The sequence below is a fragment of the Alphaproteobacteria bacterium genome (genome assembly GCA_024244705.1).
Classification (GTDB): domain Bacteria; phylum Pseudomonadota; class Alphaproteobacteria; order JAAEOK01; family JAAEOK01; genus JAAEOK01.
In genome coordinates, this window is sequence record JAAEOK010000085.1 from 1 (window position 1) to 22,548 (window position 22,548).

General features: G+C 62.0%; 15 protein-coding genes. 7 read left to right on the forward strand and 8 right to left on the reverse strand.

Features of this window, described 5'->3' with window-relative positions:
* Positions 1–548 precede the first annotated feature (548 nt).
* The 4 genes from GY791_15890 (at position 549) to GY791_15905 (ending at position 6,976) form a co-directional block, all read left to right on the forward strand.
* Positions 549–791: a hypothetical protein gene (locus GY791_15890; GenBank protein MCP4329908.1), complete on the forward strand. Its 243-nt coding sequence runs from the start codon at positions 549–551 to the stop codon at positions 789–791.
* A gap of 131 nt (positions 792–922) precedes the next feature.
* Complete coding sequence (locus tag GY791_15895; GenBank protein ID MCP4329909.1) at positions 923–2,863, forward strand: FAD-dependent oxidoreductase; 1,941 nt, start codon at positions 923–925, stop codon at positions 2,861–2,863.
* Complete coding sequence (fdhF, locus tag GY791_15900; protein ID MCP4329910.1) at positions 2,860–5,223, forward strand: formate dehydrogenase subunit alpha; 2,364 nt, start codon at positions 2,860–2,862, stop codon at positions 5,221–5,223. Before GY791_15895 ends, fdhF begins: the two co-directional genes overlap by 4 nt.
* A 634-nt stretch (positions 5,224–5,857) precedes the next feature.
* Positions 5,858–6,976, forward strand: a complete 1,119-nt coding sequence (locus tag GY791_15905) for a hypothetical protein (GenBank protein ID MCP4329911.1) — start codon at positions 5,858–5,860, stop codon at positions 6,974–6,976.
* 125 nt (positions 6,977–7,101) lie between these two features.
* On the opposite strand, the gene GY791_15910 is transcribed toward GY791_15905, so the two are convergent.
* Positions 7,102–8,304, reverse strand: coding sequence for a DUF1343 domain-containing protein (locus GY791_15910; protein ID MCP4329912.1), 1,203 nt, complete (start codon positions 8,302–8,304; stop codon positions 7,102–7,104).
* Between the two features lie 186 nt (positions 8,305–8,490).
* On the opposite strand from GY791_15910, the gene GY791_15915 reads away from it, so the two are divergent.
* Positions 8,491–9,903, forward strand: coding sequence for an amidase (locus tag GY791_15915; protein MCP4329913.1), 1,413 nt, complete (start codon positions 8,491–8,493; stop codon positions 9,901–9,903).
* Between the two features lie 6 nt (positions 9,904–9,909).
* On the opposite strand, the gene GY791_15920 is transcribed toward GY791_15915, so the two are convergent.
* Together GY791_15920 and GY791_15925 are read right to left on the reverse strand one after the other, a co-directional pair.
* Positions 9,910–10,467: a peroxidase-related enzyme gene (locus GY791_15920; GenBank protein ID MCP4329914.1), complete on the reverse strand. Its 558-nt coding sequence runs from the start codon at positions 10,465–10,467 to the stop codon at positions 9,910–9,912.
* A gap of 41 nt (positions 10,468–10,508) precedes the next feature.
* Positions 10,509–12,374, reverse strand: a complete 1,866-nt coding sequence (locus GY791_15925) for a hypothetical protein (GenBank protein ID MCP4329915.1) — start codon at positions 12,372–12,374, stop codon at positions 10,509–10,511.
* A 377-nt stretch (positions 12,375–12,751) separates the two neighbouring features.
* On the opposite strand from GY791_15925, the gene GY791_15930 reads away from it, so the two are divergent.
* Complete coding sequence (locus GY791_15930) at positions 12,752–15,328, forward strand: hypothetical protein (protein MCP4329916.1); 2,577 nt, start codon at positions 12,752–12,754, stop codon at positions 15,326–15,328.
* A 10-nt stretch (positions 15,329–15,338) separates the two neighbouring features.
* On the opposite strand, the gene GY791_15935 is transcribed toward GY791_15930, so the two are convergent.
* On the reverse strand, positions 15,339–15,836 hold the full coding sequence (locus GY791_15935) for a GNAT family N-acetyltransferase (GenBank protein ID MCP4329917.1): 498 nt from the start codon (positions 15,834–15,836) through the stop codon (positions 15,339–15,341).
* A gap of 106 nt (positions 15,837–15,942) precedes the next feature.
* Here GY791_15935 and GY791_15940 point away from each other — a divergent pair, with 106 nt between their 5' ends.
* Positions 15,943–17,103 carry a PLP-dependent transferase gene (locus GY791_15940; GenBank protein MCP4329918.1) on the forward strand — a complete coding sequence of 387 codons (1,161 nt, stop codon included), beginning with the start codon at positions 15,943–15,945 and terminating at the stop codon, positions 17,101–17,103.
* Positions 17,104–17,335: 232 nt separating this feature from the next.
* Here GY791_15940 and GY791_15945 read toward each other — a convergent pair whose 3' ends face one another.
* From GY791_15945 to GY791_15960, 4 genes are all read right to left on the reverse strand, one after another.
* Positions 17,336–18,724, reverse strand: a complete 1,389-nt coding sequence (locus GY791_15945) for a GTPase/DUF3482 domain-containing protein (GenBank protein ID MCP4329919.1) — start codon at positions 18,722–18,724, stop codon at positions 17,336–17,338.
* The gene (locus GY791_15950; GenBank protein ID MCP4329920.1) at positions 18,721–20,232 is read right to left on the reverse strand and encodes a DUF2868 domain-containing protein; all 1,512 of its coding nucleotides are present in this window, start codon (positions 20,230–20,232) and stop codon (positions 18,721–18,723) included. The genes GY791_15945 and GY791_15950 overlap by 4 nt, the downstream gene beginning before the upstream one ends.
* Entirely contained in the window at positions 20,216–21,832 is a 1,617-nt protein-coding gene (locus tag GY791_15955) for a glycosyltransferase family 39 protein (GenBank protein MCP4329921.1), read from the reverse strand. Before GY791_15955 ends, GY791_15950 begins: the two co-directional genes overlap by 17 nt.
* A 295-nt stretch (positions 21,833–22,127) precedes the next feature.
* The gene (locus GY791_15960; GenBank protein ID MCP4329922.1) at positions 22,128–22,529 is read right to left on the reverse strand and encodes a VOC family protein; all 402 of its coding nucleotides are present in this window, start codon (positions 22,527–22,529) and stop codon (positions 22,128–22,130) included.
* Between the last annotated feature and the right edge of the window lie 19 nt (positions 22,530–22,548).

A 22,548-nucleotide genomic window follows, 5' to 3' on the forward strand; every position in this document is an offset into this window, starting at 1 on the left:
AGTCCGGCCGCACCAAAATCGTCTCGAAGTGAAACCGGAGAACCCATGGCAAACCTCCATCCGTTTGCCATCTTGAATCAGAAAAACACCGTTCCGGAAAGCCCCTATATGAGTCCCACTCACAGAGACTTGGTATTAGCGCAACGTCCGCCGCTCAACTAACATTCAACTCGGCCCACACAATGGGGACCGATAGAGCGATCAAAGCTATCTTGGATCTAAGCGCACATCGCCCGGCTGCGTACGCCGCCGGTGCCGGCTTGACCCAAGCGGCGGTCGGCGTGGAGAGGAAAACCACCGGAGACGTGTGCCTGACTGATGGGGAATACGGCCATCAGCACTAGGAGGCCACCGTTGGTGCCGGTATTGGGGCTACGCGAAGCGCAATGCCCACGCACATCGAATTCCAAATTGCCATTGAAAGCCCAAATAGCTACCGTAATGGCCAGAACCGGCGGTCATCCGGGAGATATCGGACTATGGTCGTTTCTTCCCGGGGAACACTGGTATCTCGCTTCCACGCGGATTGAGGATGGAAGGGCCATGCAATGACATTCAAAAAGACTTTCAATCTGAATCCGTCGGATATCGACGTCATCGAACTCTGCTTAAGGAAGGAATTGTCCATTCGTTCGGATAGTTACCGGGAATCGGCAGAGCGGGAAAACGCAGAGGAGATGGAGAGCTTCAAGCAAAACATTTCGGAAATCACGGAACTCCTCGGCAAAATCCATAACCAAAAGATCTGGTTCGGTGGCGATCCCGCTAAGCCCTGGGTGCCGAAAGGATGAGAACGAAGAATATCCCCACTCAACTCTTTTTCAAACGAGCTTTTAAGAATTCGCAGATTGAACTATGAAACCGCGAAGATCCTGCTGACCATCGACGGCCAAATGGTCACTGCCACAAAGAGAGGAAGGCAATGCAAGATGACCGAGTGGGTGAGAAGCGCACGCGCGACGCTGGGATCGACCAGGACCATGCGGGCGAACCCGAGGTGAGCCCTGAGCCGTGTCGGCTGGAAATCGACGGTAAGTCGGTTGAAGCGATGGCGGGCGAGACCATCCTGGCGGCGGTCCGCCGTGCGGGCATCGATATTCCTGCAATGTGCGCCGATCCTCGAATAAAGCCCACTGGCGATTGCGAATTGTGCAATGTCGTCCTTGACGGCCGGGCAGACCTTGTGAAGGCCTGCATGACCGTGGCCAAAGAGGGCATGACGGTCCAGACCGAAAATTTGGAATTGAAGGCGCTACGCAAGGACAGGCTCAATACCTATCTCGCCGATCACAACGCCTATTGCCAACCGCCCTGCACGGCGGCTTGCCCCGCCGGGATCGACGTTGCCGGTTATATCGACCTCATCCTCCAGAAAGACTATGCAGGGTCAACGGCTCTCATAAAGGAGATGCTGCCGTTGCCGGGCGTGCTTGGGCGCGTGTGCCCAAGACCTTGCGAAGATCCGTGCAGGCGCGTTCAGATTGACGGCAAGCCGGTCGCAATCTGCGCCTTGAAACGCTTCGCGGCGGACAAGGCTGTGGAATCAGGATTGCCAACGCAACCCGAGCCAAAACCTGCCACCGGCAAACGCGTCGCCGTCATTGGAGCCGGCCCGGCGGGACTCTCTGCGGCTTACTATCTGGCGCTTGCCGGACACAAGGTTACGCTGCTTGAAATGGAAAAGAAGGCGGGAGGCCAGTTGCGCTTCGGCATTCCGCCCTACCGCCTGCCCACGCATGTCCTTGACCAGGAGATCAACGACATCCTGTCGCTCGGCGTCGAACTAAAGACGGGCCAGGCGATGGGCCGTGAATATCAGATCGAAACACTCAAGGATCAGGGGTACGACGCTGTTTACCTGTCCATTGGTGCTACGATCGCCAAACCGACGGGTATTCCTGGCGAGGACGCCAAAGGTGTTATACCGGCGATCAAGTTTCTCGCCGACGTCAACTGGAGCCAGACCGTCGATATCGGTAATCGCGTCATCGTCATCGGCGGAGGCTTTACCGCAGCAGACGCGGTGCGCACGGCACGCCGTGTCGGTGCGTCCGATGTGACCATGATGTATCGACGTACGCGCAAGGAGATGTCAGCGGCCGCACACGAAATACACGAATGCGATGTCGAGGGCATCAAGCTCGAGCTCCTCACAGCCCCCGTTTCCGTGAAGGTCGAGAATGGACACGCCGTTGGCTTAACGTCACAGCGCATGGAGCTCGGCGAACCAGATGAAAGCGGCCGCCGCCGCCCGGTCCCAATACCGGGTTCGGAGTATTTTACGCCTGCAGAAACGATTATCATGGCGATCGGGCAGGACGTCGACGTCGCCTCGCTCAAAGAGGATGACCTCGGTCTCGACACAAGATGGGGCACCATCGTCGTGGACGAAACAACGTTGAAGACCAACCTGCCCGGCGTTTTCTCTGGTGGTGATTGCGTTACCGGTGCAGCCACTGTCGTTGAATGCGTGGGGGCCGGGCGTCTGAGTGCCCTCGCTATCAATGCTTACCTGAACGGTGCCGACGACGCTGGCATTGCCGCCGCGATCTTCCAGTACAAGCCCGAGTTTTTCGACATCGGCGCGAAAGCCGCATCAGCGGCACCGATGGCCGAAATGCCGGTCCTAGATAGCGAGGATCGCTCCAGGACGTTCGAAAATTCACAACACGGCGGCGACGTGGACAATGACGAAGCCTTCAAAGAGGTTGAAGTCGGTTTTTCAGAGGAAGTGGCATTGCAAGAAGCCGGTAGGTGCCTCATGTGCCGTTGCCCGGCGGCCGGCGTGTGTACGTTGCAGAGCCTGTCCATCGAATACGGTGCTGGAACCAAGACTTACCTGGGTAAGGATGCATGGAAATGAATGTAATTCCCAAGATCAATGAGATTGAACCGGTCGATCCAGGCATCGCACCGCCGCTTGTGTCCTGGCCGTTTTTTCAGCTCGAATTCGAAAAGTGTATCAAATGCCTGCAATGCGTACGCATCTGCAACGAAGTTCAGCATCGTAAGGTCTATACGGTCGACCAGTCGGGCTACCCGGTACTCGTCAGCGGCACCAACGACTTCCGCGACACGCAATGCAACAACTGCGGTCAGTGTGTCGGTGTGTGCCCGACGGGCTCATTCAAGGATCTATCTGACACCGGCGTTCTACCCAAGAACCTGCGCCGGAAAACCACGACGACTTGTTGTTATTGCGGTGTCGGCTGTGCCATCGAGTTGGAAACCGAAATGGGGCAGGTTGTCGCCGTTAATCCCTCGCCCGTCTCGGACGCCAACATCGGTAATCTGTGCGTCAAGGGCCGTTTCGGTATGGATTTCATTCATCATCCCGATCGTTTGACGCAGCCGCTGATGCGCCGTGGCGGCAAGGATAGCCCTCTCGAACCAGCAAGTTGGGACGAAGCAATCGCCTTTACGGCAAAGCGCCTCAATGAGGTTAAGGCCAAGCACGGCGCCCATGCTCTTGCTGGCCTTACTTCGGCGCGGGCCACGAATGAGGAGAATTTTGTTTTCCAGAAGATGATCCGGTGCGCCTTCGGCACCAACAACATCGACCACTGCGCACGGCTTTGTCATATGGCCTCTGCCGTCGCCCTAAAAAAGGCAGTCGGCTCCAGCGCCCCTTCCGCTTCAAGTCCCGATGTGCGTATGGCAACGGCTTTCATCGTGTGCGGATCAAACACGACTGTGACGCACCCTGTTATTTCAAGCCAGGTGTTCAAGGCCAAGTATGAGAGCGGGGCAAAGGTTGTCGTCATCGACCCGCGCCGCATCGAGATGGTCGACCATGCCGATGTGTGGCTGAGGCCGAAGAACGGCACCAATGTCGCCGTGCTGAATGGCGTTGCGCATATCATCTGGAAGGAGGGACTGGCCAACGACGAATTCATCGAGGCGCGAACGGAAAACTGGCAGGCCTATATCGAGAACCTCGAAAGATATACGCCTGAGTATGTTGAAGAGGTTTCCGGCGTGCCACAGAGCCGGCTGCGCGAAGCAGCACTGATATATGGCAAGGCAGCGCGCGGCATGCTTTTGTGGGGCATGGGCATCACCCAGCACCTGACCGGCGTCGATGGCGCTCTGGCAATGGCCAATCTCTCACTGATCTCGGGTCACGTCGGCCGTCCCGGCACCGGCTTTATCCCGCTGCGCGGCCAATCCAATGTGCAAGGCTGTTCCGATATGCAGGGCCAGCACAACAACCTCCCCGGCTACCACGACATCAAAGACCCCAAGGATCGCGCCAAGTTCGAGAAGGCCTGGGGTGTGCCGATGCCTGAGGACGAATTCCTGACGGTGGTCGAGATGGAGGAGGGTGCGGGTGAAGGCAACATCAAGGCCATGTACATCATGGGCGAGAATCCGATGGGTTCAAGCCCTGACATAACAGAGGTGGAGCACGGCTTGAAGAAGCTCGAATTCTTCGTCGTGCAGGATCTGTTCCTGTCCGAGACGGCGGCGCTGGCCGACGTCGTATTCCCTGCAGCGAGCTTCGCTGAAAAGGATGGCACATTCACCAACACGGAGCGGCGCGTGCAACTCGTCCGCAAGGCGGTCGAACCGCCCGGTGAGGCGCGTGCCGACTGGGAAATCATTTGCGACGTGTCGACCGCCATGGGCTACCCGATGAGCTATCCGGGCGCCGCAGGAATCATGGAGGAGATTGCTTCTCTGGTGCCATCCTACGCCGGCATGCGCCACGAGCGACTCGGCGGTAGCGGCCTGCAGTGGCCCTGCTTCGATACCGAGCACCCCGGCACCCGCTTCCTTTATGAGGAGAACTTCCCGACGCCCTCTGGCAAGGGTCTGTTCCATGTCGTCAACCAGGACTACGCGGGCGAGGACGTGGCCGATGATCACTATCCGTTGAACCTCAACTCGGGTAGGTTGCTGGAGCACTATCACACGGGCACCATGTCGCGACGTTCGCGCGGACTAGATCATATGCGGCCCGAGGGTGAGGTCGAGGTGCACCCTGAGGACGCGCGACGCTACGATCTAGAGGACGGCTGCATGGGACGCATCGTCACCAAACGTGGTTCGATCGAGGTCAAGGTCTTTGTGACCGATCGGACACCGGAGGGAGCAATCTTCTACCCGTTCCACTTCGCCGAAGCACCCGCAAACCGGTTGATCAGCGGCACGTTCGACAAGGCCTCGCAAACCCCGGCCTACAAGCGAACCGCAGCAAGGGTCGAGCGCATCGAAGCGTAGCAAGATGCGCTCGCGTCCTCGATTGGTTTGCCGCCACTCACCCGCCTTGCCTCCGGTCGGCTCTTCGGCAACCTTCAACTCGAAGCTGCTCAGCTCCAGGCGCTCAGGAGCCACAAACATGAGCTGGTATTCGTCGGATTCCGGCCCATCTGGAAAAAGCTGCTGAATCCCTTGGCCTTCGGGCCGTCCGGGTTCGAGTCCCGGAGCGGGCACCATAGATTTGGCACCCACGACCAAAGCAATTGGGCGCGCGAGGGCCGCGGACACCGACTCAAGCGGCGGCGGTTCGTACAGCAAATAGGGCGCCCGATCGCGCGCCCACTCGGCCTCGTCGGGCGTGAGGCGGTCGTCGAATTCGGCCACGCCCGCCGCCGCGTCGTCGACCCACCGGCGGAGGAAGGTGCCGCCGCTCAGCAGGTCGATGGCGAGCCGCTCGGTCTCGTACTCTTAGGGAAATTTGCGCCAGATCCCGTAGTCGGGGTGCTCCGCCCGAACCCTTGCGTCGAGACAAACGGTATCGAACCGGAAGGTCCAAAGACCAACTCGTTCATTTTGCCCTGAGGTACTTGATCGGCTATCGTCGATCTTAAGTCTACCAGGGTTGGTTAGGTCGGCCACAACGAGGGCCATATCCATGACAAAATACACGACCGACGGCTACAGAATACTCCGCGATGGCTCGAATGTATGGGTGAAAGGATTCTGCTATTCACCCGTTCCCATCGGCGCCAGTTTTGACTGGGAGCCTTTCGGCGACTTTTTCATTCCATACTGGCAATCCATCTACCGGCGCGACCTGCCCCTGATTCAAGCCGCGGGCGCGAATTCGCTCCGACTCTATACGACCAAACCCTACCGCATACCCGACGATCCCAATTCGGGTACGGTCGATCACAGCGATTTTCTCGATGCCTGCGAAACGCACGGGATCAGCGTGTGGGCGGCCTACCCGATCAACAACACGGCTTTCGATAACCCCGATCTCATGCGGGTCACCGAAATCGGAACCAAGCTGATGTGCCAAGACATGGCGAATCACCCCGCCGTTATGGGGTTCATCATCGGCAATGAGCTCAACTCGAAGACCAACATCGCCAATTCTGCGTGGTGGGCGTGGATGAACGAGTTGGGGTCGATCGCGAAGACGGCGGCGCCGGAAAAACTGACCATGCAGTGCTTTATCGATGACAGATTGGAGGCGCCGCAAAAGGCTCGGTCGGTAGGCAATGGTGTTCCCGCGATTGACGTTTTCGGAATCAATTCCTATCGCGGGACCATCAGCGCCGGGTTTGACATCCTTTTCGACTCCTACGGTGACGCAAGCGACAAGCCGCTGCTCATTACCGAATACGGATGTCCGGCGTCAAGCCACCAACCGAACGAAGCTTACCCCGCGGGGCAACCCGTTGAGCTACCGGGTAGGGCGGCCGATCAAGCGAAATACATCGAGGTCCATCATGCGGATATGCTGAAGCACGACGCCAATCACGGCGCTGCTACGGGCAACGTTTGCGTTGGCGGCTACGTGTTCGAATGGTGCGATGAATGGTGGAAACAGGGGCCGCCGGTATTCGAGCATAGAGGGACGACGGCGCGGGTCGGCTCGTTTCCCGGTGGTTGGGGGGATGAAGAGTGGTACGGGGTGCACTCGGTGGCCGTCGATGGGCGGTCGGCCAAGCAGCCGGTGCCCGACAAGCCGGACAAGCTGACGCAGCGCGCCGCTGTCAAAACTTTGACATCGATGTGGACGTAGACGGAAGGGCGTTCAGGCAAGCGTGATCAAATGGCGCCAAAATGCGTCACGAGGCCTATTGGCTGGTAGGCGGGAAGAGAGGAGCGAGGTACCCGCGAGCCCGGTGCCTCCACGAGCGGCGTCGGCTAATACAGCAAAAAGGGCGCCCGGTCGCCGGCCCACGCGGCCTCGTCGGGCGCGAGGCGGTCGTCGAATTCGGCCGCGCCCGCCGCCGGGTCGTCGACCCACTGGCGGAGGAAGGTTCCGCCGCTCAACAGATCGATGGCCAGCCGCTCGGTCTCGTACTCGTAGGGAAACTCGCGCCAGATCTCGTAATCGGGGTATTCCGCCCGGATCGCCTTCAGAATCAGCGCCGCCACCCGATAGGGGCGAAACGCCGCGGGATCGTAACCGGCGTAATCGGTGTGGATCTGCATCCCGGCACACATTTCGCCGGCATGTTTGTGAAAGGTGGGCTCGAAGGAGCAGGGCCGCAGACGGCACCCGCCGAGCCATTCCGGGGCCAGCGCACGCATGCGTTCGAGGATGCGCTCGAAGTCGAGGTCCGGCGCGCCGACGACTTCGAGGGCGGTCGTCGTGCCGCGGCCTTCGGACAGCGTGGTGCCTTCGAACAGCACGGTTCCGGGGAAACAGCGCGCCATGTTGAGGCTCGACGCATTGGGGCTCGGGTTGACCCAGGGCAGCTCGGCGAGGGGCCAGCCGAAGCCGGGCGCGGCGGTTGGATCATAGCCGCTCATCGCGACGACCCGCAGGTCGAGGTCCAACTCTTCCCGCGCGACGAACCATTTGGCGAGCTCGCCGAAGGTCAGCCCATGACGCATGATCAAGGGCGCCGCGCCGACAAAGCTCCGCCACTCCTCCTCGAGGATGGTGCCTTCGACTTTCCGTCCCGCCGGGTTGGGCCGGTCGAGCACCCAAACCGCCTTGGCGTGCGCCACGCACGCTTCGAGGACATAGAGCAATGTCGTGACATAGGTATAGATGCGGGTGCCGATGTCCTGCAGGTCGACGAGGAGGACATCGAAGGATCGCATCATCTCGTCGCTCGGGCGCCGGACCTCGCCATAGAGGCTGAACACCGGGATGCCGTGCCGCGGGTCCTTGTAGTCGGGCGACTCGATCATATTGTCCTGCTTGTCGCCGCGCATCCCGTGCTGCGGTCCGAACGCCGCCGACAAGGCGATTTCGGGGCATTCCGCCAGGGCGTCGAGAGTGTGGTGGCCATCACCGGTCACCGAGGCCGGGTGGCCGAGGATCGCGACGCGCCGACCGGTCAATTCCCGCCGCAGATCGCGGTCCTCAAGCAAGTTGTCGATGCCGAGGTTCATATTTTCCTCGTGGTCGCTAGGGCACCGGCACAATCGGGATAACGGCGGCCGATGTCCAGGGCCGGTTTGACGGCGGCCGGGGCGGTAACCTTGTCGGCGGCCCATCTTCGGGCCTACCCTTCGCGCGGACCGGCGTGCATTTCCCGCCGCTCGAATGACGGGACCGACCATGACAAGAAGCGTTTCATGACCAGCAGCGAGCTGTGGCGCCTCGGCGCCGTCGAGGCGGTGGCTCTGTTGCGGCGCCGCGAGATTGAACCACTCGATCTGATCGACGCAGCAATTGAGCGAATCGAGGACGTCGACCCAGTCGTCAACGCCTTGCCGATCCGGTGTTTCGATCGCGCCCGGGCGCAGGCGAAGGGGTTACCGCTTGCGTCCCGGGTCGACGATCCACGCTACCTTTGCGGTCTGCCGATCGCGGTCAAGGACTACAATGATGTGGCCGGAGTTCGGACCACCTATGGGTCGCCGCTGAAAGCCGATCACGTTGCTGCGGTCTCGGATGCGACGGTGGCGCGGCTGGAAGCGAACGGCGCCATCCCGATCGCCAAGTCCAACGTCCCGGAATGGGCGGGCGGCCATACCTTCAACCCAGTCTTCGGCGTAACCCGCAATCCCTGGGATACGGCGCTCAGCGCGGGCGGATCCTCGGGTGGTTCCGCCGCCGCCCTGGCCGCGGGTCTGGTCTGGTTGGCAACCGGCAACGATCTCGGCGGCAGCCTGCGCACGCCGGCCGGCTTCAACGGAGTCGTTGGCCTGCGCCCCGGGCCGGGTCGGGTGCCGCGGGGCGCGCGCCTGTTACCATTCGACACACTTTGGGTCGAGGGGCCGATGGCGCGGAGTGTCGCCGACGTCGCGCTGATGCTCGACGCCGGGGCCGGCAGCGTGCCCGGCGACCCGCTGTCCTTCGATTCGGCTGGTCGGACCTTCGTCGACGCCCTGGAAGGGACCGAGTTGCCGCGCCGGGTCGCTTTCAGCGCCGATCTGGGCATTGTTCCGGTGGACCGGGAGGTCGCAGAAATCTGTCGGCGCGGGACAGAGGGATTCGCCGAAATCGGCGCCGAAGTCACCGACGCGGTCCCCGACTTCAGGGGCGCGCTCGATGCCTTTCAGACCCTCCGCGGTGTTCTCCTGGCGACGATGATGGGGCCGCTGCTGGAGCGCCACCGCGCGGAGATCGCGCCCGAGATCGTGGGCAACATCGAGCGCGGCTTTGCGGTGACGCCACAGGCGCTTCACGACGCCGAACGCGTGCGCCAGGACCTGTTCGGCCGAATGACCGACTTCTTCGCGCACTGCGACGTGCTGGTTTGTCCCGCGGCTTCTATTCCGCCGTTTCCCGTCGAACAGCGCTACGTCGAAGAAATCGATGGCATCGCCTGCAAGACCTACATCGACTGGTTCGCTATCACCTTCGCCTTGACCCTAACCGCTTGTCCCATTGTCGTCATTCCGTCTGGCATGACTTCGGCGGGGCTGCCGGTCGGCATCCAAATCGTGGGCAGGCCGCGCGGCGAGGCGGCCTTGCTGCGTGCCGCCCATCGCATGGAGGAAGTCCTCCAGATCGCGCCGCGCCTACCGATCGATCCCCGCTAGTGGCGCTCAATCGGGATCGGTCCGCTCGAGTAGGCGGATCAGCGGCAGGTAGCCGTGTTCGGCCAGCATTGGCCCACGCTGCTTATACATGGCTTCGTGGCCGTGGACACCATGGCCTTCGAGCATGCGGTTCATGAAATTGAAGCAGCAGACGACCATGATCGTGTCATGCAGGGACTGCTCGTCCCAACCCGCGTCGAAGACCGATTGGGCGTCGCCGTCGGTCACGCCGGCGGGGTCTTCGGTGAGCTTGCGCGCGAGTCGCAGCAATGGTTTGAGCTTGTCGTCGACCCCGGATGCGTCGATGTCGTCGATGATCGTGTCGACCGCCGCCGCGGCGATGCCGAGAGCCTTGGCCGTCTCCGCATGGACGCCGTGGCAATAGCTGCAATCGTTGAGACCGGAGACGTAGGCGGCGATTAGCTCGCGCTCGCCGGGGGAGAGCGGCGACGGCGCGCGCATGATCGATTCATGGACCTCCATCAACGCCTTTCCGGTGCGCGGGCTCATTTTCAGGATATCGGGAACGGTGGCGTCTTCGCCCAAGGTCCGGAAGCGCGGCATCGTGGTTCTCCTCGGATTTCGTATTGTGACGCGATCGCCGCTTATTCCGGCAGTCCGGCGGCACGCAAAGCGTCAGTGTAGCGATCCAGATCCTCCTTGGAACGGAAGGGCATGCCCCGGGTATAGGATCGGATTGCGAAATCAGGTCGTATGTCGAGAATTTGCTGTGCTGCGCGCTGGGCGTCCGCCGTCCGACCGGCGTCCTGATAGGCGAATGCGATGGTGACTGTGTTCGACGACCGCAGGGTATCGTTTTCGGCCCGCTCGATGCCGTCCTGAGACCACTCCACGGCGAGCTTGGCTTCCCCTTTGAAGGCATAGTTCCGCGCCATGTAAAGCGAATACCAGCTTGGATAGACCGGACTCAGGTGCATTGCCTTTTGCAGAAGCCCGATCGATTCGTCGTAATTGCGATCGTAAAATTGGATCAAGGCATTGATCGCCAGCAGGTTCGCATTGTTGGGGCCGAGCGCCGCGGCCCGGTTGCCGGTCCTTTCAGCGACATCGAAATCGCCCCGAATCTGATAGATGTAGGCTTCGACCATCAGCAATTCGGCCTTTTCGGCATCGGTCATGACGCCATCCATCGCGGCGGCTTGGCGAAGGATATCGGCCGCCATTTCGAGCGAGGCTTCCTTCGATCCCGATAACCCCCACTGAGCGTCGATGATATGGGTCTGGGCCTCGAGCAGCAGTGCCTGCCGATAACCCGGATCGAGTTTGAGGATCTGTCGGACCAGACGCCGGGTCTCGACCATCGCCCCCCTGGTGAATCGGCGATATGTGCCCTCGGCCTGCAACAGCAGAAGATAGGCATCGACGTTGGTGGTGCCGGTTCCCCTCACCACTGCCTGATCGCCTTCGGTCAATTGAACCTGGAGCGACACCAGCACCTTGAGGGCGATCTCATCTTGGATCGCGAATATGTCGTCCAGAGCGCGGTCATAGCGCTGGGTCCACACATAATTCCCGGTCGTCCCATCGATCAACTCGACGGTAGCGCGCACACGCCCGTTCGATTCCTGCAGCGTGCCGTCGAGGATATAGCGAACGCCCAACGCCTTGCTGGTCTCCCGGGGGTCGGTCCTTTCGCCCTGATAAGCGTGGGTCGCACTGCGATTGATGACGAACAGGGTCGGCACCTGACCGAGGGCGGTGATAAGGGCCGCCGTCATGCTGTGGGCGAGCATGGCGGTATGTTCGCCCGGCGTGAGGCTCTCGAACGGCATCACTGCGATCGAAGGCTGATCGGGGAGTGGAAGTTCAGCGGTGGCTCCGGGGCCGCGCCCTTCTGTGGGTGTCCACGGTGCCCACCAAACGAGGCCTCCGGCCAGCAACAAGACGATGACAATGCCTGCTGCCGCAACCCATGTTGAAAGGGACCGCCGAGCGGTCGAAATCCCCGTTTTCGGCGTGACCTCGGAGGCGGGCGTGGAGACCCGCTGGCTTGCCGTAGCAAACGCGGCGGCCTTGTCATCGAGTGCGATACCATAGCCGTCCGTTGGCGCCGGCTCGGCATTGGTCCTCGGGCCGGTCAGGGACGACAGATTGAGGTCGGAGTTTTCGGCGATGTCGTCACGAACCCGCCCGGATATGGCGATTCCTCCGAGATCCGCCAGTTCGGTCAGGTTCTCGGCCGTAGTCACCGGCTCCCCCTGAACGGTGCCGCCCGCGTCCGAAATGTCGCCGTGATCGATACCGATTCGGTATTGGAGCTGCCGGTCCTCGCGCAAGGGCCGGTTGCGAACCCGCATCGTCGATTGCATGTCGATGGAGAAAGCGACAGCATCTTCGGCCGACTTGAATTCGATCAACACGCGACCGTCGAGCATCCGAGCAATCCGACCATGAAATTTCGCGGCGCGGGGTTCGATGACCTCCAATTTGCACGCCTTCAGAGATTTCATCGTACGACGGGGCTCCACTCGCACGAGACGCGAATAGCCCAAAATATTGGCGGCAAGAATCGTGGCGTGCCGAGATTGCAAATCGGACCTCCCTTGCGCCGGAGATTATCGAAGCGCGGCGAAATAATCTATCCGCGCCGGATGGTGGCCAGGCTACTGAACAGGCCGCGCGCGGCCCGTGCCGACCCGCGGTCGGGGCCGGCCGTTGGCCGATTTGGCCGATCCCGATGTCCACCCATGTGTAATCTCTTTTGCCATATGAGCGGGCTTTTCGGTATAACCCCCACTCGGCGGGCCGGGCGTCCGTAACAAGGCTTTTCGAACCGAATCCGCGGCGGGTCGCCGCCGCGTGCAATCGAGAACGCAGGCGGGTCGAGTTGAAGAGACAGAAAACATCAAGCCAATCCGGCGACCGGTCGACTCTTCCCTGGCCCGAGGAATACCGGGCTTTCGAGCCCGTCATCCGCGACCAATGGGGCGTTCAGGGCGAGATCTATCTGAATCGATTGTTGAGCGGGAAATCCGGTGCCGCGGTCTATTCGGTTGATATTACGGCCAAGGATTTCGCCGGCCAGGCCATTCTCAAGTTCGACCGCGTATCTTCCGCGGATTGGTCGGAAGAGAGGGAATTCGAGCGCCATCGGCGGGCTTTCGAGGTCGATCCGGACTACGCCCAAGAGCATTTGCCGCGAGTCGTGCATGCCCTGCACCATGGCGAGGATACGGCCATCCTATCGACCATCGCGGCGCGCGGGCTCGAATACGCTACGCCGTGGGCCGACTGCGCCCACAAACCGCAAGTAAACATCGCCCGACGCCTATCCGCGGACCTGCTGGAGTGCTGGAACCCGAACTACCGGCTCGATCCGGAGATGCTGGAGCCGGTCAATCTCTTGGAGAGTTGGCTCGACTATCGCCTCGATTCGGACGAGGGCGGTAAGATCCACGAGTTTCTCGGCGAGGATTGCGGCCTGCCGCCGGAGGAGCCGACTTACATTTTCGAGGGCCAGTCCTATCCCAACCCATTGGCCTTCGCGAAAAACGTCGTCCCGTTGAAGCGCGAAACTATTTGCATTCGCGGCATTCGCGGCAACTTTCATGGCGACTTGCATGGCTACAATATCTTGATTTCCAAGCCATCCGCCGCCAAGCCCAAGTACTACCTCATCGATCTCGACTTCTATCGTGACGATGGGTTCCTCTTTTTCGATCATGCCTATCTCGAGCTGACCTATTTGATCCAGGGACGGGCGCAGGCTACGCCGGATCACTGGGCGTCGATCCTCGGCAATCTGAGCCGGCAGCGGGCGGCCGCCCAAAGGGCCGGTCTCACCGGCGACGATATGGGTCTCGTTCAACTGGTCCACACGATCCGCCGGGAGGTCGGCGGCTGGATCGACCGTCATGAACCCAATCGGCTCTCCTATCTAGAGAGCCAATATTTGCTCGCGCGAATCGCCGCGGGCTTGGCTTTGGTGCACCAGAAGCGGCCCCACGCCAGCCGTTGCATGGCATTGACCTATGCGGCGGCGAACGTCGCCGACTATTTGCGGCTTCATCGCCTCGATTGGCCAAAACATGGGCCGGAACTCTCGTTTCGACCGCCGGACAGCGGCATGGATACCGAAGGTTCGCGCGCGGGTGCGACAGCCGCCGGTCGGCCCGGTTCCGGTTCCGCCGCCATTGCGACGGCGGAACCATTGCCTCTTAAGCCGGCGGTCGCGGTGCTACCCTTTGAATTTCTCGGTGCCGAGACCGACCACGAGTACATCGCCGATGGCATAGGCGACGAGTTGATTGCCGAGCTTTCCCGTATCGATTGGTTGATGGTCATCGCGCGTACCTCCAGCTTCGCCTACAAGGGGCGGGATCTTGGCGTGAAGAAGATCGGGCAGGAGCTCGGCGTAGACTACATTGTCGAAGGAACGGTTCGCGAAACCGGACGCCATCTTCGGGTGACGGCACAGCTTAGTGGGGCTCATGATTCGCGGCAGATCTGGTCGGATCGCTACGACCTGGACCTCGATGTCGACGACATCTTCATCCTGCAGGATGAAATCGCACGAGCGGTCGCCTACACCATCGACAACAGGATTTGGGATAAAGAAAGCGACCGCGCCCGGCGCAAGGCGCCAGAGAACCTAGACGCCTGGGAACTTTACATGCGCGCCGCATGGCATTTCTATCAATTTACCGACGACGGCGATGCGGAGGCCACGAAATTCGCCAACGACGCCGTCGCGCGTTGGCCGCAATACGCTCCGCCATATGCGCTGCTCGCCTTTCTCGCTACGCGAGCGGTGCTGAGAGGCAAGGCGGAACATCCTGTGAAAAACATGATGCGGGCGAACGAATATGCCTTGAAAGCAGTCGGGCTGGATCACGACAGCAGCGTTGCTCACAACGCCCTGTCCCGCGTCTATATGATGGAGGGGCGGCACGATTTGGCGGTCACCGAGGCGGAATCGGCCGTCGCGCTCGATCCCAACTCTTCGAGCGCCTATCTCAGCTTGGCGGCCGTGTTGCTCGTTGGTGGAAGGGCGGCCGAGGCGCTGCCAACGCTCAATATGTCGATCCGCCTGAGCCCCAAGAGTCCACTACAGCCGGTCAAGCTTTTCATCAAGACGATGTGTCTGTTCATGCTCGGCAAATATGAGGAGGCCGAGGAAGCGGCGCGCCTTGCGATCAAGGAACGGAATGTATTGCCGGTCGATTACCTCGGTCTGGCGCTCGCCCTTGTCGGACAGGACCGGCTTGCCGAGGCCCATGCCGCCATAGACAAGGCGCGAGAAATGCGGCCCGAATGGAGCATCGCCCATCTGACTGCGAGTGTGGAGAGCTTGGACAAGGAGTACGTGGCCACGGTGATCGAAGGGTTGGAGAAAGCCGGATTGCCGGCCAACAGCCCGTCGCCGGGCGGCCCGGTACAAGACGAGCCCGCGAAACGGTCGTGAACAACGCATTCTACTTTGCCGCCAGATCCGCCCATGTCTCCCAGTCGATCGCGCGGCCCGGAAAGGCGGGGCGGGCGAACGGCCACGCCGTGGCGAGCCAATCCCGCACCGTCACGTAGAGATGATCGTCGAGGCCGGTATCGGCCTCCGACTGACGCACCCACAACATGACGTCGACGTCGTGCGCGGCCTTACGCGAGGGATATAGGTAGACGCTACCAAGAACCCAGCTCTCGTCCAAGCTGACCACCGTATAGGCGAAGGAAGTGCGGTTGCGGAACTCGGTCTGATGCCAAGCCAGTTCGGTCAAATTCTGCTCCAGGGTCAGGCCGTCGGGCCAAGTGTCCTCCGGCCCGAAGACGATTCCGCGCAGCCGGTCGGCGCTGGTCATGACCGCGTCGAAATCCTTGACCGCGTCGTGGATTGTCAAGGGGCGTAGGCAAAGGCGGTCGGTCTCGAGTCGTTCCGGCACGTCGAATCCCTCGGGAACCAGGGGCAGAGCATACATCGGCGTTCCTTTCGCAGTGTTCCGGTCGCGGGAGACTGGCACAGCGGGTTGCCAGGCAATAGGGTGAAACGGCTTACCGATCGGCGACAAGAGGATCGCGTTTGTCATGCCTCAGTGCAACGAACGGCTGCGGCCGGAAACCATCGCCGCCAAAGCGGCCAGCCACATCGATGCCGCGACCGGCGGCCTGGTGCCGCCGATTCAACCATCGACAACCTATGCCCGCGACGATGCTTACCGGCTGTTGAACCCGGACCACATTTATGGTCGCGACGATCTTCCGATCTATCGTATCGTCGAGAATGTGATCGCCGCGCTCGATGGCGCCGCCGCCGCGCTTGTGCTGCCCTCCGGCATGGCCGCGATTGCCGCCTTGTTTCGAACCGTCCCGGACGGCGGCGCGGTGGCGGTGCAGCGAAATATCTACTTCGGCACAACGCAATGGGTGCGCGCGCATTGTGGCCGCCATGGCATCACGTTCGCCGAATTTGACGGCACGGATGCGGGGCATGTCGCCACGGTCGTAGATCAGGCCCGCCCCGATCTGGTGCTGATCGAAACGCCATCCAATCCCTGGCTCGAAATCGTCGACGTTGCCCGCGCCGCGGAGGCGGCCCATCGGATTGGAGCGCAGCTCGTCGTCGACTCGACGGCGGCGACCCCGGTGCTGTCGCGGCCGCTCGAATGGGGCGCCGATTATATCGTCCATTCCGCGACCAAAGCCCTCAACGGACACAGCGATGTTTTCGCCGGCGCAATCGCCGCGGCCGCGGAAGACGACCGCTGGGCGGCGATCAAGGCGGACCGGCGAGAGACCGGTGCGCTTCTCGGACCGTTCGAGGCCTGGCTGCTGGTGCGCGGTCTGCGCACTCTGGCCGTGCGCGTCGAGCGGGCAAGCGCGAATGCGCAGGCCATCGCCGACTTCCTTGCCAGTCATCGCAGGGTCGGGGCGGTCCATTATCCGGGCCTGCCGGGTCACCCCAACCACGATGTCGCGAAACGCCAAATGACCGGCGGTTTCGGCTATCTGTTGTCGTTCCAAATCGATGGCGATGGCCCGGCGACGGTGGCGGTTGCCAATAATCTGCGCACAATCGTTCGAGCGACCTCGCTCGGCGGAGTCGAAACGATGATCGAGCATCGTCACACCATCGAAGGCGACGTCAGCGACATGCCCGAAAACCTGCTTCGGCTGTCGGTCGGCATTGAGCATGTCGACGACCTGATCGACGATCTGCGGCAGGCGCTCGACGGGCCCGTGGGCTGACCCGGAGACGGGGTTTGTGTCGCGTGCCCCGCCCAAAGCGGCGATTTCTTGATATTTTCTAAACTTTTCGGTGTTACCGTTTTCAAGAGATGTTGCGGTAGCGGAGCTTTCGTCACGATGGCGTCGGCTCTACCTCACACACCCGATGGTTGCCGCAACATATCCGAGACAAGACACCTCCCTGTTCTTGTAAACTTGCCGGGGCTTCGGCCCCGGCATTCTCTCTTTCAACTCAAGCTCCCAGATTAATCCCGAGGCGAGTCGCCAGCCTTTCTTCCGCGGCGATGCGACCGCTTTCGGCGAGCGCGCCGTCCGGGTTCGCGAACCGCGACCATGCGCGGTGGAGACGCGCTTTTTGCAAGATCTCCAGCAAATCCGCGGCGAGTAGCTTGGGGTCGGTGGCACCATCGCCTTCCGGCGACCGAATCTTACGCTCGCTGGCATGGCCGCGGCGCAGCAGCGCATTGACCAGGGCTGCTTGACGGACCGCCAGCAATGCCACGGTCGCGTCATCCACTCTCAGTTCGGTGTGCCCGCGGATGGCGCCGAGAACCGCCTGGCCCTTGTCGTAGACGGCGCCGACGATGGCCCCGACCACGGCCCCCGTCGCCGCGGCAGCACCCAGGGTAAGACCCCCGGTCATGGCATCGACGGCAAGGCCGGCAAGCGCGCCGGTGGCTGCGCTGCTGCCCGTGGTGACGCCGAATTCCATCAATGCCTCGGGGCTGAACAAGTCGGTGCCCCACCGACCGTTCGCGATCGGCAGGGCGCTCGCCGCGTAATCGTCGTGACGAAAGCGAAACAGCTCAAGCAAGTCGTCGACACAGCGTTGTTCACCGTCGCGCACTATTCGCCTTAGTGCCTCGAGCGCGGAATCGGAACCTTGATCTTGACCCGCCACGGTGACCGAGTAGGCCGCGGTATCGATCAGCAGACCGGCGACTATCCTCGCGGCCGCATGTCGAAGCTGATCTCGCCGCCGTTCCGCGTCGGCGATCAATGCGTCGAGGCTGGGTGCGAAGCGGTCCATCAGGCTCCGCATCTTCTCGAACAACTGCCGCTCGCCGGCTTCGTCGAAGACAACCGTGTCAAAAGCGACGATCGCATGCATGTTGGCGCGGGCCAACTGCTCGCGCCACAGGTCGGACCGCGCCTCGGGGTCGGCGACGAAGTTCAGCACCGGAAGTATCGGCCGGGCACAGCTCCCGAGTATTTCGAGCTCGTCGCGATGCTTGCCGAGAACGCGCTCGCGCGCGTCGATCACGTAAAGCGCGATGTCGCACTGCGCGACTTGGCCGAGCGCCTTCGCTTCCTGGTTGAAGCCGGCGGGATCCCCGTCGAGAAATGCATGAACGGCATCGGTGGCATCGCCGCCGCGTGTTTTCGACAGCGTATTTAGGTGAGCGAGGAGGCCGCTGGAATCCTCCAGCCCCGGGGTATCGAAGAATTCGATGACGGGGACGCCGTCGATGAGCAACGACGAGGCCTCGACGTGACGTGTCGTCGCTGGGCGGCTGGAGACAATGCCGAAATCGACGTCCCGGGTCAGCGTCCGCATCAGTGACGTCTTGCCGGCATTGGTGTGGCCCACCACCGCCGCCTTGAGCACCGGCGCGGTCAAGGCGTGTCGGTCCCGAGGAGACGCGCGAGCCGGGCCCGATCATCTTTGCTCGGCGCCGAAAGCTCATATTCGATCACCCAAGCGCCCGGAATACCGGTTCGTTGGGCAAGCCGGCGCCAATCCTCGAGCCTTTCATCGGCATCCGATGACCCATATCGGCTGCGCAAACGACCGCCGTCCGACAACAATATCGCAAGCGGCCCGGTTACCGCTCTCCCGACGTTGGCCAAGAACGCGGCGACACCCCGATCCGGTGTCGTCAGCGACGACGCGGCAACGAGCACCAGGCCCGGCGCCAGTTCCGTCACTGCCGAAAGTGCCTTTTCCGCGTCTTCCCGGTTGTCGACATTGCCGAGATCATGCCATGCGTCGCCGGGGACTGCCCGCGCCTCATCCGTGCCGGACCGTTCGAGCTCGAGCCCGACGACGGCGATCGCACCGCTGAATTCGATCGTCTGTATTTCGGCTGGCGAGACGGCCGTGTGGTCGAAGAGCGCTTGGTCTTGATCGACGATGCCGCCGTGCCGCACCGACGGCATCAGCCGCTCCTCAAGGCGGGCGTATTCAGGGTGGCGGAGATCGAGACGGAATCGGGTTGCCGCGCGAACGCGGGCGAAAAGGCACACCAGCAGCAGAAGCACGCGTGGCGCCAGTCCGTAGACAACCAATGCGCCCACCAGAAGGCCTGCCCATGCGCCGGAGGCATTCGTTGCCGGGCTTTCGGCTCCGGTCCAACGGCTGTCGTGGATCTGTTCCGCGGTCGGCGTCACGAACCCGGCCGCGCGCGGCAGGACCGCCAATGCCTCGGTCACCGGGATGTAGGTGGCTTCGGAAAGGATGGTGGTCTGCCACGCGAAGGTGACCTGCTTGGCGCTCAAGATCAGCAGCGTCATGGCCAAGGCGCCAGCGACAAACGACAGCCACAAAGCGTGGGTGACGATGCCCAATGTCCATCGTGCTATCGCCCCTTGGCTCATGATCGCAGCGACCGCGCGAATCATGGCGACACTCGCGGCATCGCGGTGCAACCAACCGGCCATGCGCCGCCCGACAGCGCTGATCGCGCCGCCGAGCGAGAACGATGCCGTCGCTCGGGAGCTGAGGCTCGCCATGATCAGCCACAAGACCAGCGTCACGGTCTCGACGCCGAGTAGCGCCAGGACCGCCCAATGGAAATTAACCGGCGCACCGGATTCGGCCGATAGAGCGGCGCGTGCGGTTGCCGCGCCGGCGGCGAGCGCGATCAGGGCGCCAATCACAGTCGCGATTTTGGTCGCTATCCGAATGCGGTTCAGCGTATCGACGAGCTGTGATGCCGGGCCCAGCCGGCGTGCGCGCAGGATAATCTTGTCTTCGAGATCTCCGGCAAGTGCCTTGGCCTCGGCTTCGGCCGCGGCGTCGTCGAAGGCGTGCCCCTGGCTTCCTTCGAGGACCCGCACGGCTTCGGCAATGATCCGCCCTTCGAATCTCTCCCGGTCCGCGCTGCTGTTTTCACCGGGTGGGGTCACGAATCCATAAGTCCATCATGGTTTTCTTGCGTTGTCGGGCGCGGCCGAAGTTCGCCAGGTAATAGGCAATTTGGCTGTCGCCCAGCGACCACAGGCGATGACGGTTTTCGGGCCGGTCGATATCGAGGCGAACCGCCTTGAGCTCGGAACCGTGCACCAGCCGCAGCCGTGCGATTTCTTCGCTATCGACAACCGGCGTCGGCTCGGTGTCCCCGGGCAGGAACACCGCCACCCGGTCGTTCCAGCCAACGATATCGTATGCGAAGGCGCCGATATACTGGACGCTGACCGACCACAGGAGAGTCGCGGCAAAGGCCATCCGGATCCAGATGCGGCTGGTCAGGATGGTATCGATGGCCGGCAGCAGGAGCACGGCGAGGAGCGGCATGGTATCGACTATGGGGCGATAGCCGAAGCTCCACCCGCCCCACCAATCGAACCATTTGAAGGCGATGATCCACATCAGCATGAGCGCCGCCAGAACCGGCTTTAGCCAGCCCATCGATGGTGCGTGCCACATGCGGACGACGCCCCAGGCCGCGAACCCCATGACCGGTGAAAAGATCAGCAGGCCGCGCGAGGGACTGAACAACAGGCCGGCCGCGCCGAGCCAGAGCGGGGTCTGCCAGACGTCGGCCGACCCGGTCTTGGACGCCGCGATGCCGGCGCCCTGAACGAGCTGGCCGAAATCCAACGGCGACCCGAAATAATGGTAGTTGTAGGCGAATAGAAGAATTGCGATCGGCAGGCCGCCGACGATGAAGCGCCACAGCGCGGCGCGATCGATCATAAGAAGATAGAGGCCGACAGTCACCGCCAACGGTGCGCTGGTCGGCCGACATAGCACGGCGGCGGCGAGCGCGAGGCCGCAATAGTAGCCGAAGTTTCGCCGTGCGCCGATGCGGCTTAGAAAATAGATCCCAAGCATGACGAACAGCTCGGTCGGTCCATGCTGCCACAGCGCCTGGCTGCTGATACTCCAGACACAGGTCCCGAAGGCATAGGCGCCGGTGACGATCAGCGCGCCCTTTCGGCTGACATGGCGCTGCGCGATGAAGAAAAGGATCAACGCCGACCCGGCCACCGCCAGGGCGGCGACGACTTTCGACAGGTACCACAGCAACGCCATGTTTTGTCCGGCCAGCCCACCGTTGAGGACATAGCCGGCGGTGACCAGGGGCAGCGCGAACAATCCGACACCCGGCCCGAACGTGCTGACATAGACGCCTTCGTGGCGGGTCGGCGTTATAAAATAGCTCGGCGCGACAGGCCACAAATCGCCGCGGTCGCGCATCTCGCGTGCGGTGCCGCCGCGAAACTTGTGGGCAAAATTCGCAATCCGCACATTGCGTTCGTTGCCGGCCGGGCCGCGCGCTCTCCAGACGAACATGAACGGTGCTTCGTCGGCGGTGAACGACAAGTTGCCTTCGCTGAGGATGCTCACCGGGAGGAAGGTGTTGGACTTGGCGTCGTTGCCGATAAGGACATCGTAATTCACGATGTAGACGAGGAAAACGGCTAGGAACACGCAGACCGGATAGGCCGCGCTCTGGACGAGGCCATGGCTCCGAAGGGTCGGGTGACGTCTTTCCGCGTTCATCCTGAATCCGTGGTGTGGCGGCAAATTGGGTGTGGTGAGCAAATCAATTGATGCACCGGCGGCGCCACCGTAGCCAATGGAGCGGCGAGGGACAACGGCTCGATAGCGGATAGCCTGAGCCGTTCCCCAACAGCGGTCGCCGGCTCGCTTTCGACCTGGTATGGGCGGTCCCGATCGACCGGGCCGTGCGCGAGATTTTCAAAAACGATCGCCGAAATTCGGACGCCGGCCGGGGCGGTTCGGACCGTGATGGTTGGGGTGCGCCGCCGGCCGCTGCTCTTGCTCTTTCAGTCGCCTACTTGGCTGGTTGGTTCAGTTCGACGACATTGCCGTCCGGGTCGCGCACGAAGATGGCGCGCGCTCCGCCGGGGAAGGTGACCGGCCCCTCGGTGATCGTCACGCCGGCTGTCTCGAGCGCTGCCATGGCATTTTCCACGTCGCGGACGGATAGGGCAACGTGCGTGTAGCCGGGATATTTGATGTCGCGGTCCATGAGAATATTGTCGTTCGAACCGGCGGCCGCGTTGAGAATCAGGTTTATCTCGACTCCGGCGGGATGCCTTAGAATGGCCACCGGCTCGGGCCCGACCGGCCCGACGACGAACTCGAACCCCAACAGTGCGTAAAACTCCCGCGATCGATCGAGGTCTCCTACGCGGATACCAATATGGGCAACGCCAGTCAGTTCGGCTGTCATCGGCAAAGCTCGCTCATAA

Excerpts from the sequence above, each read along its gene's own strand:
- GY791_15920 (MCP4329914.1), bottom strand. The coding sequence starts at position 10,467 with ATGCCGCGCTTCCGGACCTTGGGCGAAGACGCCACCGTTCCCGATATC.
- GY791_15940 (MCP4329918.1), top strand. The coding sequence starts at position 15,943 with ATGCCTCAGTGCAACGAACGGCTGCGGCCGGAAACCATCGCCGCCAAA.
- GY791_15915 (MCP4329913.1), top strand. The coding sequence starts at position 8,491 with ATGACCAGCAGCGAGCTGTGGCGCCTCGGCGCCGTCGAGGCGGTGGCT.
- GY791_15925 (MCP4329915.1), bottom strand. The coding sequence starts at position 12,374 with ATGAAATCTCTGAAGGCGTGCAAATTGGAGGTCATCGAACCCCGCGCC.
- GY791_15955 (MCP4329921.1), bottom strand. The coding sequence starts at position 21,832 with ATGAACGCGGAAAGACGTCACCCGACCCTTCGGAGCCATGGCCTCGTC.
- fdhF (MCP4329910.1), top strand. The coding sequence starts at position 2,860 with ATGAATGTAATTCCCAAGATCAATGAGATTGAACCGGTCGATCCAGGC.
- GY791_15910 (MCP4329912.1), bottom strand. The coding sequence starts at position 8,304 with ATGAACCTCGGCATCGACAACTTGCTTGAGGACCGCGATCTGCGGCGG.
- GY791_15960 (MCP4329922.1), bottom strand. The coding sequence starts at position 22,529 with ATGACAGCCGAACTGACTGGCGTTGCCCATATTGGTATCCGCGTAGGA.
- GY791_15935 (MCP4329917.1), bottom strand. The coding sequence starts at position 15,836 with ATGTATGCTCTGCCCCTGGTTCCCGAGGGATTCGACGTGCCGGAACGA.
- GY791_15895 (MCP4329909.1), top strand. The coding sequence starts at position 923 with ATGCAAGATGACCGAGTGGGTGAGAAGCGCACGCGCGACGCTGGGATC.
- GY791_15905 (MCP4329911.1), top strand. The coding sequence starts at position 5,858 with ATGACAAAATACACGACCGACGGCTACAGAATACTCCGCGATGGCTCG.
- GY791_15890 (MCP4329908.1), top strand. The coding sequence starts at position 549 with ATGACATTCAAAAAGACTTTCAATCTGAATCCGTCGGATATCGACGTC.